The 14,915-nt window shown below is 72.3% G+C and carries 15 protein-coding genes; 11 read left to right on the forward strand and 4 right to left on the reverse strand.

Translation table 11 applies throughout. The annotated features are described in order from the left end of the window. Nucleotides 1-531 (reverse strand): inositol monophosphatase family protein (locus tag HUN59_RS03935; RefSeq protein ID WP_302690995.1); only part of this gene is annotated, 531 nt, incomplete at its 3' end. Between the two features lie 239 nt (nucleotides 532-770). On the opposite strand from HUN59_RS03935, the gene HUN59_RS03940 reads away from it, so the two are divergent. The 3 genes from HUN59_RS03940 to HUN59_RS03950 are packed head-to-tail and all read left to right on the forward strand — an operon-like array spanning nucleotide 771 to nucleotide 3,927. After that, nucleotides 771-1,712 carry a carbohydrate ABC transporter permease gene (locus HUN59_RS03940; protein ID WP_144804820.1) on the forward strand — a complete coding sequence of 314 codons (942 nt, stop codon included), beginning with the start codon at nucleotides 771-773 and terminating at the stop codon, nucleotides 1,710-1,712. Further along, a complete protein-coding gene (locus HUN59_RS03945; protein ID WP_144804822.1) occupies nucleotides 1,712-2,542 on the forward strand; it encodes a carbohydrate ABC transporter permease in 831 nt (276 codons plus the stop codon). The genes HUN59_RS03940 and HUN59_RS03945 overlap by 1 nt, the downstream gene beginning before the upstream one ends. Before the next feature lie 41 nt (nucleotides 2,543-2,583). Further along, nucleotides 2,584-3,927 carry an extracellular solute-binding protein gene (locus HUN59_RS03950; RefSeq protein WP_174777552.1) on the forward strand — a complete coding sequence of 448 codons (1,344 nt, stop codon included), beginning with the start codon at nucleotides 2,584-2,586 and terminating at the stop codon, nucleotides 3,925-3,927. Nucleotides 3,928-3,999: 72 nt separating this feature from the next. Here the strand turns inward: HUN59_RS03950 and HUN59_RS03955 are convergent, their stop codons facing one another. Then, complete coding sequence (locus HUN59_RS03955; RefSeq protein WP_174777553.1) at nucleotides 4,000-6,093, reverse strand: ArnT family glycosyltransferase; 2,094 nt, start codon at nucleotides 6,091-6,093, stop codon at nucleotides 4,000-4,002. Nucleotides 6,094-6,200: 107 nt separating this feature from the next. Here HUN59_RS03955 and HUN59_RS03960 point away from each other — a divergent pair, with 107 nt between their 5' ends. Next, nucleotides 6,201-6,500 carry a hypothetical protein gene (locus HUN59_RS03960; protein ID WP_174777554.1) on the forward strand — a complete coding sequence of 100 codons (300 nt, stop codon included), beginning with the start codon at nucleotides 6,201-6,203 and terminating at the stop codon, nucleotides 6,498-6,500. 84 nt (nucleotides 6,501-6,584) lie between these two features. Further along, complete coding sequence (locus tag HUN59_RS03965) at nucleotides 6,585-7,862, forward strand: endo-1,4-beta-xylanase (RefSeq protein WP_254629984.1); 1,278 nt, start codon at nucleotides 6,585-6,587, stop codon at nucleotides 7,860-7,862. Between the two features lie 96 nt (nucleotides 7,863-7,958). Here HUN59_RS03965 and HUN59_RS03970 read toward each other — a convergent pair whose 3' ends face one another. Next, on the reverse strand, nucleotides 7,959-8,546 hold the full coding sequence (locus tag HUN59_RS03970) for a TetR/AcrR family transcriptional regulator (protein WP_174777555.1): 588 nt from the start codon (nucleotides 8,544-8,546) through the stop codon (nucleotides 7,959-7,961). Nucleotides 8,547-8,624: 78 nt separating this feature from the next. On the opposite strand from HUN59_RS03970, the gene HUN59_RS03975 reads away from it, so the two are divergent. Both HUN59_RS03975 and HUN59_RS03980 read left to right on the forward strand, forming a co-directional pair. Beyond that, on the forward strand, nucleotides 8,625-9,359 hold the full coding sequence (locus tag HUN59_RS03975) for an SDR family NAD(P)-dependent oxidoreductase (protein WP_174777556.1): 735 nt from the start codon (nucleotides 8,625-8,627) through the stop codon (nucleotides 9,357-9,359). Between the two features lie 97 nt (nucleotides 9,360-9,456). Continuing rightward, nucleotides 9,457-10,440, forward strand: a complete 984-nt coding sequence (locus HUN59_RS03980; protein WP_174777557.1) for an amidohydrolase family protein — start codon at nucleotides 9,457-9,459, stop codon at nucleotides 10,438-10,440. Here HUN59_RS03980 and HUN59_RS03985 read toward each other — a convergent pair. Beyond that, nucleotides 10,433-10,738 carry a putative quinol monooxygenase gene (locus HUN59_RS03985; protein WP_174777558.1) on the reverse strand — a complete coding sequence of 102 codons (306 nt, stop codon included), beginning with the start codon at nucleotides 10,736-10,738 and terminating at the stop codon, nucleotides 10,433-10,435. The genes HUN59_RS03980 and HUN59_RS03985 overlap by 8 nt on opposite strands. 97 nt (nucleotides 10,739-10,835) lie before the next feature. On the opposite strand from HUN59_RS03985, the gene HUN59_RS03990 reads away from it, so the two are divergent. The 4 genes from HUN59_RS03990 to HUN59_RS04005 all read left to right on the forward strand — a co-directional run bounded on the left by HUN59_RS03990 (nucleotide 10,836) and on the right by HUN59_RS04005 (nucleotide 14,868). After that, nucleotides 10,836-11,276, forward strand: coding sequence for an NAD(+)--rifampin ADP-ribosyltransferase (locus HUN59_RS03990; RefSeq protein WP_217483614.1), 441 nt, complete (start codon nucleotides 10,836-10,838; stop codon nucleotides 11,274-11,276). Between the two features lie 216 nt (nucleotides 11,277-11,492). After that, nucleotides 11,493-12,863, forward strand: a complete 1,371-nt coding sequence (locus HUN59_RS03995) for an MFS transporter (protein ID WP_174777560.1) — start codon at nucleotides 11,493-11,495, stop codon at nucleotides 12,861-12,863. Nucleotides 12,864-12,868: 5 nt separating this feature from the next. Then, nucleotides 12,869-13,702 (forward strand): sugar phosphate isomerase/epimerase family protein, encoded by an 834-nt coding sequence (locus HUN59_RS04000; RefSeq protein ID WP_174777561.1) that lies wholly within the window; start codon nucleotides 12,869-12,871, stop codon nucleotides 13,700-13,702. Further along, on the forward strand, nucleotides 13,699-14,868 hold the full coding sequence (locus HUN59_RS04005; RefSeq protein ID WP_368076202.1) for a Gfo/Idh/MocA family protein: 1,170 nt from the start codon (nucleotides 13,699-13,701) through the stop codon (nucleotides 14,866-14,868). The genes HUN59_RS04000 and HUN59_RS04005 overlap by 4 nt, the downstream gene beginning before the upstream one ends. The last annotated feature ends 47 nt before the right edge of the window (nucleotides 14,869-14,915 follow it).

A 14,915-nucleotide genomic window follows, 5' to 3' on the forward strand; every position in this document is an offset into this window, starting at 1 on the left:
CGGGAAGCTCGTCAGCGCCGTGGCGTCCCGCGGCGGTGCGGAGACGGACCGCATCGGTCGGCCGTCCAGGAACGCGCCGGTGTCGTCCGCACCGAACGCGTGGTCCGCGACGGGGTCGAGCACCACGCCGGCGACGACCGTCCCGTCCACCTCGGCCGCGATCGAGACGCACCAGTACGCCAGGCCCCGGGCGAAGTTGGCGGTGCCGTCGATCGGGTCGACGATCCAGCGCACGCGGGCGCCGTCGGGAGCGGGACCGGCCGTGCCCTCCTCGCCCAGGACCGTCGACCCGGGGACGGCCGTGGTCAGGAGTCCGGTCAGGGCGCGCTCGGCGGCCCGGTCGTGCTCGGTCACGACGTCGTGGGCGTCGCGTTTCGTGTGCACGACGACGTCGGAGCGGAAGGCACCCAGGAGCGACGGGGCGACGGCGCGTGCGGCGTCCTCGGCGGCGCGGCGGAGGACGGCGGGTGCCGACGGGTCGGTGCGGGGGAGCCCGGTGCGAGGGGGCACGGTCGGGGTGGGTTCGGTCATGTTCCCGGTGTACGACGCCCGCGGCGCTGGACGCGGAACCCCCGGCGTCGCGCGGCCGTCCCACGGGTGAACTCCGGCGGCGCTCCGGGGTCCACGGTGTCCCGTCCGGGCCCGGTGTCGAACACTGCGTGAACGGCGGGCGGCGGGACGTCGACCTCGCTTGCGACCGACGCTGCCGCGCCTCCACAGTGGTGTCGTCCCCAGATCGGGAACGTTCCCTAACCCGAGGAGTCCCCACCATGACGGTCTCCGTCCGGCCCGGCCTCGTCGCCGGTCGCCAGCGGTCCGCCCCGGCCACCCGCTCCTGGCACCGAGCCGACCGACGCGTCGGCGTCGTGCTGCTCCTGCCCGCGCTGCTCGTCTTCGCGGTCTTCGTCTTCTGGCCGCTCGGCCGGGTGCTCCTCCTCAGCACGCAGGGCACCGACATCTTCGGGCAGCCCGCCGGCTCGGTCGGCCTGCAGAACTACGTCAGGACCCTCACCGACCCGGCGTTCGGTCGGACGATGCTCAACACCGCGGTGTTCTGCGCCGGGGTCGTCGCCGCCCGGGTGGTGTTCGGGCTGCTCATCGTGGTGCCGCTCACCGCGAAGCTCCGCGGCACACCGGTCTACCGGGCGCTCCTGACGTCCCCGATGGTCGTCTCGGTGTCGGCCGCGTCCGTCGCCTTCGCCGCGATGCTCGCGCCCGGGACCGGTCTCGTCGACACCGTGGTGCAGCAGTTCGGCGGGACCCCGGTGCCATGGCTGACGAGCACGCACTGGGCGCTGTTCAGCGTGATCGTCGTCACCGCGTGGGGGTCGCTCGGCTTCACCGTCCTGCTGCTCCTCGGGGCGTTCGGGGCGATCGACCCCGAGGTCGTCGAGGCGGCCCAGCTCGACGGTGCCGGACCCCTCCGGGCGTTCTGGTCGGTGTCGCTGCCGCTGGTCACGCCGACGCTGTTCTTCGTCGTCGTCACCGGCACGGTCGAGGCCCTGACGACGTTCGGGCAGATCCAGATCCTGACCGGCGGGGGACCAGCGGACTCGTCGAAGACCCTCGTCTACGCGATCTACCAGCAGGCGTTCGGGTCGGCGAGCGCGAACTTCGGGCTCGCCGCTGCCCTCGGGGTCGTGCTCTTCCTGCTCGTCCTCGCGCTGTCGCTCGTACAGTTCGGCGTGCTCGAGAAGCGGGTGCACTACTGATGGGCCCGCGCACCGCACGACGCGTCCGCAGCACCCTGCTGCACGTCTGGCTGATCGTCGCCGTCGTGGTCGTCTGCTTCCCGCTGTACTACGTCTTCGAGGGGGCGCTCACCCCGTCCGAGTACCTGCACCAGGGGCTCCCGGGACTCGTCCCGATCCACCTCGACCTCGGCAACGTCGAGCGGGCACTGCAGGTCGCACCGCTCGGTCGGCAGTTCCTCAACAGCATCGTCGTCACGCTCGCCCAGACGACGTTGCAGGTCGTCATCGGCATCGTCACCGCGTACGCCCTGGTGTTCTGCCGGCTCCGCGGGACCCGGGCGATCTTCCTCGTGCTGCTCGCGAGCATGATGATCCCCGGCGAGACGACCCTGATCGCGAACTACCTCACGGTCGCGTCCTGGCACCTCATCGACACCCTGCTCGTCGTGTTCCTGCCGTTCGTCGCCTCGGCGCTGACGATCTTCCTGTTCCGGCAGGCGTTCCTGTCCTTTCCCGCCGAACTGCACGAGGCCGCCGTGCTCGACGGCGCCGGGCACTTCCGGTTCATCCGGTCGATGCTCCTGCCCGTCACCCGTCCGACGCTCGTCTCCGTGACGCTCGTCAGCGCGACCGCCGCCTGGAACGGGTTCTTCTGGCCGCTCCTCGTGACGAACTCGCCCGAGAACCGGACCGTGCAGGTCGGCATCGCGCAGCTGTCCAACGCCGAGGCCTCGGACGTCGGCGTCGTGCTCGCCGGCGCGGCGATGGTCACACTCCCCGTGCTGCTGCTGGTCCTGGTGGCCCAGCGCTTCCTCGCCGGCGGGATCACCGCCGGCGCCCTCAAGTAGCCCCACCCATCCCGACTCCGTCCCCACAGAAAGGCACCCCCATGCCCGCTCGTCGCTCCTCCGTGCTCGCGGTCGCCGCCGCGTCCGCCGCGGCACTGCTCGCCCTCACCGGCTGCTCCGCCTCCGGCTCCGCCACCCCCGTCGCGTCCTCGGGACCGGTCACCGTCGACTTCTGGCACGCCATGACCGGCCCCGCCGCGACCGAGCTGGACAAGCTCGTCAGCCAGTACAACGGCTCGAACGAGCAGGGCGTGACGGTGAAGGCCACGTTCCAAGGCCAGTACGCCGACGTCCAGACGAAGTACACCGCCGCGGTGCAGTCCGGTTCGACCCCGGACCTGCTCATGATGAACGACGTCTCGACCGGCTTCATGGTCGACTCCGGGCAGACCGTCGCACCGTCGACCTTCGCGAAGGAGACCACCACGGGCGGGAGCATCGTCCCCGCCGCGAAGGCGTACTACAGCGCCGGCGACGGCCTCGCCGCGATGCCGTTCTCGGTCTCGATGCCCGTGCTGTACCTCGACAAGGCGATCGTCCAGCGCGCCGGACTCGACGTGACGAAGCCGCCGACGACCCTCGACCAGGTCGCGCAGTGGGCCGACCAGATCCACCGCACGACCGGCCTGTACGGCATGAGCATGAACATGGCCGACTCGTGGATGCTCGAGGAGCTCAGCGCCTCGGGCGGCCAGCCGTTCTGCACCCCGTCGAACGGCCGCACGGGCAAGGCGGTCACGGGCGTCTCGCTCACGTCGGACACGCAGGTCGCCTTCATGACGACGCTGCAGGGGCTGTACCAGGACGGTGCCGCGCTCAACCCGGGCACCGACTCCGCGGCGCAGAACTCGGCGTTCTCGAGCGGCAAGGTCGGCATGGTCCTCACCTCGTCCGGTGCCTACACGACCCTCGACCCGACCGGCACGAAGTCCGTCGTGTCCACCTTTCCGACCACCTCCGGCGCGAAGGACGCCGGCGCGGTCATCGGCGGCAACGCCCTGTGGATCTCCGGCAAGGGCCACTCGTCCGCCGAGCAGCGCGCCTCCTACGACTTCGCCGCGTGGCTCGAGACCCCCGAGGTGCAGGCCGAGTGGGCGAAGGCGACCGGCTACCTCGCGGTGAACACGGCCTCGAAGGACACCGCGGTCGGCAAGCAGTCGCTCGCCGACCCGAACGTCGCGACGATGTACCGCCAGCTCAGCGACGACCCGACGAGCACCGCGAGCGCGGGCTGCGTCACCGGCGCCTTCCCGACCGTCCGCGCGACCGTGATCGGCGCGTTCAACAAGGTGGTCGAGGGCGCGGACGTGCGGTCCACGATGCGGGCTGCGGAGACGCAGGCGAAGTCGCAGATCGCGTCGTACAACGCGGCCGCCGGCAAGTGACGCTGCCGGACTGACGGATGGGAGGTACGGGGCGCGTCCGCCCCGTGCCTTCCATCGTGCATCCGGTCCCGTTCAGGAGCAGCGCTCGAGCGCGAAGGACGTGCCGCGCCCGCCGAAGGACCGACCGGGGGCCGCGTCGGCGAAGGTCGAGCCCCAGCGCTGCACGACCCGGCAGCCGAGGTCGTCGGCGGCGCGACGGACGGGATCGGTGGCGGCGGCGCTCGACGCGACGACGAGCAGGTGGGTCCGACCCGACCGGACGATCGACTCCACCTGCGCTGCGGTGAAGACCGGGACCCGGCCGGAGAACCCGCCGTCGGTCAGGACCTCGTCGCCGGTGTCGCCGATGACGTCGGCGGCGATCCGCCACGAGTCGGTGAGGAACAGCGGCGCCCCGTCCTGACCACCACCGGCACGCCGGGCCGCGCCGACGAGGGCGGCCTCGTCGGCGGGCAGCCGGGTGTGGCCGCCGACCACGTCCGGAGCGGAGATCGTGAACGCCGCGGTGCCGGCGGACCGACCGCGGGCGGACGAGCCACCGCCGCCGCCGCGGCCGAGCGCGAACGCCCGCTCCGGGGTGCCGCCGCGGGCGAAGGCGCCCTGCCCGACACCGACCGACGCGTCGCCGCCGCTGCCGTCCCGTGCGGCGTCGAGGACCTGCAGTGAGAAGCACGCCGGTCCGAGCACCACCGCGGCGACGAGCAGCCCAGCCGCCGTCCGCCGCCCGCGGGTCGACGCCACGGTCGGGTCGCTCCGACGCCAGCGGACGACGAGCAGCACGAGCGCCACCACGGTCGCCCCGACGGCGGCCGTGCCGAGGAGCGCCGGCTCGGACGATGCCCGAGCCAGCCACGCCCACCACGCGCCCTGGACCACGAGCAGGCCGACGGGCACGAGCCGCAGCCGGCGGTCGGTCGCGTCGACGAGGCTCGCGGCACCCCACCAGCCGAGCGCGCCGAGCGCTGCGAGCTGCACGCCGATCCCGGCGACGTAGGCGGTGTGCGGGAGCCGCAGGACGGACAGTACCGCGACCGCCGTGACCAGCCACACGACCAGGGCGACGAGCGTGGCGGCGGGGACCCGTGCCTCCCGTCCGGCGGTCCGGCGCCACCACCGGGCCGCACCGATCCCGATGCCGGTGAGCGCTGCGGGCCACGACCAACCGACCTGCGACGCGTAGCGCGGCGAGAAGAGCTGCAGCAGCGAGTGTCCGCCGCCGCCGCGGCCGGCGGTCGCCGTGCGCCACGCATCCGCGACGTGCGTCCCGGCGTGCCCGACGGCGGCACCCAGTGCGCCGACGGCTCCCGGCCACAGCCCGGGCAGGAAACGGTCGACACCGTTGTAGCCGAACACCATCGCGAACACGCTGTCGTCGGTCGACCCGTCGAAGTACGGGTGGTCACCGGTCGGCAGCAGGCCGAGCACGACCGACCACGCGAGGCTCGCGACGACCGCGGCGCCGAGCAGCGCGGCGACGTGACCGGTGGCCCGGCGCCACCGCGATCCCGGGCCCGCGGTGGCGACCACGGTGGCGAGCACCAGGGCGGGCAGCACCATCCAGGCCTGCAGCATCTTCGCCTGGAAGCCGACCCCGACGAACAGCCCGGCGAGCAGCAGCGGCCACCACGTCCGGGTCAGCGCGGCCCGCTGCCACCACACCAGCGCGACGGCGAGCGACATCGTGAGGAGGCCGTCCTCCATCGGGTGGCCGAACATCGACACGAAGATCGGGGTGCTCGCGGCCAGTGCCGCGGCGACCAGGCCGGCCCGGGCGCCGAGCCAGCGGAGGGCGACCACGGCGACGGCGAGCGTCGTGACCGCGCCCTCGACCACCTGCGGCAGGGCGAGCGACGCGGTGGACATCCCGAACAGGTGGATGCTGATCGCCTGCGGCACCGCGAAGCCGGCGAGCTTGTCGAGCGTCACCGTCGCGCCGGGGTCGAACGAGCCGGAGAGGAACGCGGGCAGCGACTCGGACATCGACCGCGCGGCTGCGGCGTAGAAGGACATGTCGCCGCCGCGGGCGAGGTTCCAGCTCGTCAGGACCGCGCCGAGCACGACGATCGCGGCCAGTGTCGTGCGCTGGGGGACGGTCTGGTGCCACCACCGTGCGGGGCGTGCGGCGGCGGGGTCGCCCGACGTCGGGGCGGGGTGGTTCGGGTCCATGCGCCGAACATTGCGCCGGAGTCGATGAAGGAGCCTGGGGTCACCGGTCCGCAGGACTCCGGTTCGTTCAGGAGCGGTACCAGGATGCGCATCGGTAGGGTTCCCGGATGCGTCCTCGTCACTCCGCTCGTCGTGCCGCGCTCCTGCTGGCCGGCCTCGCTGCCGGGTCGGTCGTGGTCGCCGCGGCCGCCGAGCACCTGGCCTGGCCGGTCGCGCCGGCGTTCCCGTGGGCGCACGGCGGGTCGTACTCGTACGTCGCGGTCCGGTCCGGCGAGGCCGTCGCGCGCGTCGCCCAGGTGGTGGTGTGGGGGTCGTCGGCGCTCGCCGTGGTGCTGTCGCTGGCCGCGGTGGTGGCGGGCGCTGTCGCCAGCAACGCTCGGCGGACAGACGGGGCAGTGCGTCCCTGACAGCCCGCGGGTCCACTGCTATGTTCGGCCGCACAACAAATCCCGCTCGACGCCGGTGTCGACGGGTGCCGGGGAGTGGTCGGGATGCACGGAGTGGTCGGGATGCACGGAGCGGTCGGTTCTGAGGGAGCACCGCAGCACGCGGTCGCGCACCGCACGGGCACGGCGGTCCTGACCGTCGTCGACCGCCACGGCGAGCCGCTCCGCGACGCCGAGGTCACCGTCGAGCAGACCCGGCACGCCTTCACGTTCGGCAACATCGGGTTCGACTTCATCGGCCTGGCGAACGGCGAGCGGGAGCCGATCGGGACGGCCGACCCCGACCACCTCGCGGACCTGTTCACCGACGTGTTCACCACCGCGACGCTGCCGTTGTACTGGGGCACCTTCGAGCCGGAGCCCGGCCGTCCCGCGACCGACCGCCTGCGTCGCACCGCGGCGTGGTTCCGCGACCGCGGTCTCGACGTCAAGGGCCACCCGCTCGTCTGGCACACCGTGCAGCCGGACTGGCTGCTCGGCCGGCCCCTCGACGAGGTCGAACGACTCCTCCGCGAGCGCATCCGCCGCGAGGTCGGCACCTTCGACGGGCTCGTCGACACGTGGGACGCGATCAACGAGGTCGTCATCATGCCCGTGTTCGACAACGGGCCGAACGCGATCACCCCGCTCGCCCGGGCGAAGGGCCGCATCCCGATGATCCGGTCGGCGTTCGAGGAGGCCCGCGCGGCGAACCCCCGGGCGACGCTCCTGCTCAACGACTTCGACCTGTCCAGCGCGTACGAGTGCCTGATCGAGGGTGTGCTCGAGGCCGGGGTGCAGCTCGACGCGATCGGTCTCCAGACCCACATGCACCAGGGCTACTGGGGCGAGGAGACGATGCTCGCGATGGTCGACCGCTTCGCCCGGTACGGCCTGCCGCTGCACCTGACCGAGACGTCCCTCGTCTCCGGCGAGCTCATGCCCGCGGACGTCGTCGACCTGAACGACCACCGCGTCGACTCGTGGCCGTCCACCCCGGAGGGCGAGGCACGACAGGCCGACGAGCTCGAGCGGCACTACCGCAGCCTGGTCGGGCACCCCGCGGTCGAGGCGATCACCTACTGGGGCATCACCGACGCCGGGGCCTGGCTCGGGGCACCGATCGGCCTGGTGCGGGCGGACGGGACGCCGAAGCCGTCGTACGAGGCGCTCCGTCGTCTCGTCAAGGACGAGTGGTGGACGCCGCCGACCGTGCTGCGCACGGACGACCGCGGGCAGGTGCGGACCACCGGGTTCCGCGGCGCGTACCGGGCGACCGTCCGCGGGACGGCGACGGACTTCTCGATCGGTCGGCAGTCGACGGAGGTCACGCTCACGACGTGACCGGATGACGGACGGGAGGCACGTGGCAGGCCCGCCACGTGCCTCCCGTCCGTCCCGAGGTGCGCCATGGTCGACGGTGCAGACGACTCCCGACCCTCAGTGGTCGCCGTCCGCGGCGGCGATCGCCGTGTGTGCGAGGTCCCGTGCTGCGGAGGCCCAGGGGCGGGAGGGATCGGCCTGCGCGCTCGCCATCGCTCCGTCGTACAGCAGGCAGAGCTGGAGGGCGACGCTTTCCGGGCTCGCGATGCCGGCTTCTGTGAGGAGCCGGACGAAGAGGCCGCGGACCCACTCCCGGTGATCGAGTGTGACCGCGTGGGTCGGATGGCCGACCCCGTACTCCGCCTCCACGTTGATGAACGGGCAGCCACGGTAGCCGGGCTCCGCGAACCACTCGCCGAGCAGGTCGAAGACAGCGAGGACCCGCTCCCGGGCGTCGGCGCCGCGACCAGGGAGCTCGGCGGCGACGTGCGCCTGCCATGCGTCGCTGCGTCCGCGGAGGTAGCCCAGGACGAGGTCGTCCTTCGTGCGGAAGTGCGTGTAGAGGCTGGCCTTCGAGATGCCCGCCTCTGCCGCGACCTGATCGACCCCGACGGCGTGGATGCCCTGCTCGTAGAAGAGACGGTCGGCGGTCGCCACCGCCCGTTCGTACGCGGGGCGGCGACGCTTCGACGTGGTTGCGGTCATGGTTTGACAATACTGCACCGATCTGTACAGTTGCGATCAACCTGAACAGATCTGTTCAGCCAAAGTCAGGAGCAGCACATGAGCAAGACCGCCCTCATCACCGGATCCACGAGCGGCATCGGTCGCGCCACTGCAGAGATCCTCGCCACGCGGGGGATGCACGTGATCGTGTCGGGCCGAGATGCCACGCGCGGAGAAGCCGTCGTGGCCGAGATCCGCGCCGCGGGTGGACAGTCCGACTTCGTGCGAGCGGACCTCCGCGACGCGGCCAGTGCGACCGGCCTCGCGACCGAGGCGCTCCGTCTCGGCGGCGGGGCGGTCGACGTCCTCGTCAACAGCGCCGGGATCTTCCCGTTCGGACCCACCGCCGACACCACGGAGGACGGCTTCGACACCGTCTACGCCCTCAACGTCAAGGCGCCCTACTTCTTGGTCGCCGCGCTCGCTCCCGGCATGGCCGAGCGAGGCGCCGGGTCGATCGTCAACGTGACGACCATGGTCGCCGAGTTCGGTGCCGCGGGCATGGGGCTGTACGGCTCGACGAAGGCAGCGCTCGTCCTGCTGACGAAGTCGTGGGCAGCCGAGTTCGGGCCCGCTGGTGTGCGCGTGAACGCGGTCAGCCCCGGGCCGACGCGGACCGAGGGGACCGCCGCGATGGGCGAGGCCTTGGACCAGCTGGCGGCGGCGGGTCCCGCCGGACGACCGGGGACGGCACACGAAGTCGCGGAGGCGATCGCGTTCCTCGCCTCGGACGCGGCCTCGTTCGTCCACGGAGCCGTGCTCCCTGCGGACGGAGGCCGGATCGCGGTCTGACCCGGAACGTCGCGACCGGATCGTCGCGACCGGACCGGGCGGGCATGCGGGACGGCGGTCCGCCCGGTCGCCGAAGGTGGGCGTAGCGTCGGGCTCCGTGGACGAGACACTGATCGGGATCGAGGAGCACTGGACGTCGGAGCCGGTCGACAAGGCGTTGCGGGCCTTGTCCGGGGATGCCGCCGACGTGAGCCTGGTCCTCAACGACCACGGGGACACTGCTCGACGGCTGGCCGACCTGGACGAGCTGCGGCTCGAGGCGATGGACCGCCAGGGCGTCGACGTGCAGGTGCTCTCGCTCGCGCCGCCCGGGGCGCAGGTGCCCTCGGCGGCCGACGCGGTCGCGCTCAGCCGTGACGCGAACGACCGCGCGGCCGATGCGGTCCGGGTGCACCCCGACCGGTTCCGGGCGATGGCGACGCTGCCGCTCGTCGATCCGGTCGCGGCAGCGGCCGAGCTCGAGCGCGCGGTCGCGTCGGGCCTGACCGGCGTGATGGTCTACGGCCGGGTCGGCGACGTGATGCTCGACGACCCGCGGTACGACGACCTCTGGGCCGTGGCCCAGCGACTCCGGCAGCCGGTGTTCATCCACCCGCAGGTCCCGCCCCGGGCTGTGCGGAACGCGGTCTACGGCGGGCTCGGGGAGCCGGTCGACCTGGCGCTCGCGACGTTCGGGTGGGGGTGGCACCTCGAGGCCGGCACCGCCGCGCTCCGGTTGATGGCGAGCGGTGCCCTGGACCGGCACCCGGACCTGCAGCTCGTGCTCGGGCACTGGGGCGAGCTCCTGCTGTTCTGGCACAGCCGGGCGGACGGCGTCGCCCGGCTGGCGGGCCTCGACCGGTCGGTGACCGAGTACCTCCGGCAGAACGTCTGGATCACGGCGTCCGGCATGCTCGACCCGGCGCTGCTCCACCACGCGCTCGCGGTCACCTCAGCCGATCGACTGCTGTTCTCGACCGACCACCCGTTCCAGGACCCGTCCTGGGCGGAGATCGCGGCGTTCCTCGACGCCTTCCCGGACGACGACAGCCGGCGAGCATTCGCCTCGGGGAACGCCCGCCGGCTGTTCGGCCTCAGCTGAGGTCGAGCGTCCGCTCGAAGGTGCGGGTCACCGGGGGACCGGCGAGGACCTGGGCGAGGGCGTTCGCGGCGCCCTCCGGGGTGGCGCGCCACGCGACGTAGGCGTCGTGGTCGGCGGCCGTCGTCCAGCGCTCGAGCACGACCGCGCGGTGGGCGTCGGCGTCGTCGACGAGCACCTCGAGGGACTCGTTGCCGGGGAAGCCCGCCGTCTGTGCGAGGGTCTCGCGGACCGCCGAGGCGATGGTGTCGTGGTCGACGTCGTCGCGGAACTGGACCTCGAGGAAGACCGTCTGGGTCACGGGTGCACCTTTCGTCTGCGGGCGGCCGGCGTTCGGCCACCCGTCGAGCCAACCGCACGGTGCTCCGCGGTGTTCCACGTCGGCGTACGCTGCCGCCGTGACCGCTGCGGACGAGACCGGCCCCTTCTTCCACGGCACCCGGGCGGCGCTCCGCCCGGGCGACCTGCTCGTGCCCGGACGCCCGTCGAACCACCGGCCCGAGGTGGTGATGCGGCACGTGTACTGCGCGGCACTCCCGGACGGCGCCGGACTCGCGGCCGAGCTCGCCGTGCTCCTGGTGGAGATCACCGGCGGCGACGCATCCACGGTCACTCCCCACGTCGACGAGGTCGAACCCCTGGGGTCGCTCGAGGATGACCCGAACGTCACCGACCAGAAGTTCCCCGGCAACCCGACCCGCTCCTACCGTTCGACCGAGCCGCTGCGGGTCCTCCGCGAGGTCGACGAGTGGACGCCCCTGACACCCGAGGCCCGCGCGCTCTGGCGCACTCGACTCCTGCGGATGCGCGACGACCCCGCCGCCGTCATCCGCAACTGAGGCGCCCCGGACCCTCCTCCTCGCACGACGCAACGTGGGCGGTTCCTCGCAGCGACATCCCGCTGCGAGGAACCGCCCTGGTTGCGTTTCGCGGTCTGCGGCGACGTTCGAAGACAAAATCCTTCTGTTGCAAGGTTTTCGGTGCTAGCTTCTGCTTCACCTAGCAGCACTAGGTATTCAGAGGGCCCCGCGCCCCCGATGACTCGAGGAGGAGTCATGTCGACACCGACGTCGAAGGAAGAGCCCCAGACCGGGCTCGCCGGAACCGCCAACCCGCCGGTCACCGCGGCCGCCGGGGCGACGAGCACCGACCCCGCAGCCGCGTCCCGCGCGTTCTCGGTCGAGGGCATCACGCAGTCCGTGAGCACCATGCGCGTCGGCGCCGGGTACATGTGGGCGCTCAGCCTCGCGCAGTTCGGCCTCTTCGCCGCACTGCTCACCCCGGTGTTCGTGAGCATGGCGATCAAGGCGACGGTGCTCAACCCGACCAGCCCCGAGACGATCGTCGGCTCGGTCCTGCCGTTCGGTGCCCTCGGTGCCCTGCTCGCGAACCCGCTCGCCGGTGCGCTGTCCGACCGCACCCGGACCCGCTGGGGTCGTCGCCGGCCGTGGATGGTCATCGGCGTCGTCGTCTTCGTCGTCGCGCTCGCCTGGCTCGCCTTCTCGCCGAACGTGCTGCAGCTGACCTTCGCGTGGGTCCTGGCGCAGGTCGCCGCGAACGCGGTCCTCGCCACCCTGACCGCGAGCTTCGCGGACAACGTGCCCGAGTTCCAGCGCGGCAAGGCGTCGAGCGTCATCGCCCTCGCGCAGAACATCGCGATCCTCGCGGGCCTCTACCTCGCGGTGTACCTGACCGGGAACCTGCCGGTGCTCTTCATCGCGCCGGGCGTGCTCGCGATCGTGGTCATCCTCGTCTACGCGTTCGTCGCCCGTGACGAGCTGCCGACCCGCGCGATCAAGCCGTTCAGCTGGGTCAACCTCATCTCGTCGTTCTGGACGAACCCGATCAAGCACCCGGACTTCGGGCTCGCCTGGTGGGGCCGCTTCCTCATCACCTTCGGCACGTTCATGTTCACGACGTACCGCGTGCTGTACATGCAGGAGCACCTCGGCATCAAGAGCCTGGCGGAGGCCACCGCGACCGTCGCCTTCGGCGTGCTGCTCTACACGATCGCCCTCCTCGTCAGCGCCGCCGTATCGGGCTGGGTGTCGGACCGCGTCCGTCGCCGCAAGGTCTTCGTCTGGGGCTCCACGGCGCTGACCGCGGTCGGCCTGGTGATCCTCGCCCACGTCGACTCCGTCGGCGGGTTCTACTTCGCCGAGATCGTGCTCGGCTTCGCGTTCGGCATCTACGCCGCGATCGACACGGCGCTCGTCGTCGACGTGCTGCCGGACCCGGAGCGCCCGGGCAAGGACCTCGGCGTCATCAACATCGCCAACGCCCTGCCCCAGTCGCTCGCACCCGCGGTCGGCCTGTTCCTGCTCGGCATCGGCGGTGGGCAGAACTACACGCTCATGCTCTGGGGTGCCGGTGTCGCCGTGCTCCTCGGCGCCCTCGTCATCCTCCCGATCAAGAAGGTCCGGTGACACCCGTGATCCCCACCGTCTCCCTGCAGCTCTACACGGTGAACGCCGCCCTGGAGCCCGACCTCGACGCCGGCGTCGCCCGGCTCGCCGCGATCGGCTTCGACACCGTCGAGGCGTTCGCCTTCGTCGACCGGGCCCCGCAGCTCAAGCAGGCGTTCGACGCGCACGGCATCAGCGCGAAGACCGGCCACGCCTTCCTCGTCGAGGAGTCCGTCCCGCTGCCGGACGGTTCCGTGATGACCGCCCCGTCGCACATGGACACGTTCGCCGCGGCGGCGGTGCTCGGCATCGAGATCGTCATCGACCCCTTCGTCGGTCCGGACGCCTGGACGACCCGCGAGGGCGTCGAGCGCGTCGCCGCCCGGCTGAACGCCGCCGCCGAGGAGGCAGCGGCGCAGGGCATGCGCGTCGGCTACCACAACCACGACCACGAGCTCCGTCCGCGCATCGACGGCAAGCCCGCGCTCCAGGTGCTCGCCGAGCTGCTCGACCCGCGCGTCGTGCTCGAGCTCGACTTGTACTGGGCGTCCGCCGCCGGCATCGATGTCCCCGCCTTCGTCGCCGAGCTCGGGAACCGCATCGTCGCCGTGCACGTGAAGGACGGCCCGATGCGCGAGGGCATCTCGACCGCGTCGGTCCCGACCGACCAGACCCCGGCCGGCCAGGGCGACGTCCGGCTCGCCGAGGCCCTGGCCGCCGCGACCGCGCTCGAGTACGCCGTCATCGAGTTCGACGGCTTCGACGGGGAGATCTTCGACGGTGTCGCGCAGTCCCACCGGTGGCTGACGGAGACGCTCGGCGCGGCGGCCACCCCGAACAAGGACGAGGTGCACGCATGACCCGCACCGGCCGCGTCGGCGTCGGCTTCATCGGCGCCGGCATGATCAGCGAGCAGTACCTGACGAACCTCACGACGTTCCCCGACGTCGAGGTCGTCCGGATCGGCGACATCGACACGGCCCGCGCCGCCGAGTCCGCCGCGAAGTGGGGCGTCCCCGCGTCGGGCACCGGCGAGGACGTCCTCGCCGACCCGGACGTCGAGATCGTCGTGAACCTCACGCTGCCGGCCACCCACGTCGAGGTCTCGACCGCGGCCCTGCGCGCGGGCAAGCACGTGTGGAGCGAGAAGCCGATCGGTGTCGACCGCGAGAGCGCCGCCGGGCTGGTCGCCCTCGCCGACGAGCTCGGCCTCCGCCTCGGCATCGCCCCCGACACCGTCCTCGGCACCGGCTGGCAGACCGCCAAGCGCGCGATCGAGGCGGGCGTGATCGGCACCCCGCTCACCGCCGTCACGAGCATGCAGTGGCAGGGTCCGGACGTCTTCCACCCGAACGCGTCGTTCCTGTACGCGAAGGGCGCCGGTCCGCTCTTCGACATCGGCCCGTACTACTTCACCGCGCTCGTGCACCTGCTCGGCCCGGTCGAGTCGGTCGTCGCGACCGGGTCCCGATCGCGGGAGACCCGGCAGCTGGTCGTCGGCCCGAACGCCGGGCAGGAGTTCCCGGTCGAGGTCCCGACGCACGTGTCGGTCCTGACGTCGTTCGAGCAGGGCGGGAACGCGCAGTCGCTGCTGTCGTTCGACACCCCGCTGTTCCGCCACGGTGTGTTCGAGGTGAACGGGACCGAGGGCACGATCGTGCTGCCGGACCCGAACACGTTCGGTGGCGGTCACCCGATCCGCATCGCCCGCCCGCTCGGGAAGGACGTCTCAACGTCTCGTTCCCGTTCGAGCAGGACTGGGAGACGCTCTCCGACGAGGAGCCGACGGTCGGTCGCGGCCTCGGCGTGCTCGACATGGCCCGCGCGATCCGCGGTGGCGGCTCGCACATCGCCACCGGCGAGGTCGGGTACCACGTCCTCGACACGATGGTCGCCGTCGAGGAGTCGATCGCCCGCCGCGCGTTCGTCCCGGTCGCGTCGACCGTCGCGCCGATCGCGTCGCTGCCCGAGGGCTTCGACCCGCTCGCCGCGACCCTGGAAGGCGCGCCCGCCTCGGTGTAGGTGAGCGGTGACGGACGGGAGGCACGGTGTCGGCCGGCACCGTGCCTCCAG

Source organism: Curtobacterium sp. Csp2, from assembly GCF_013347165.1.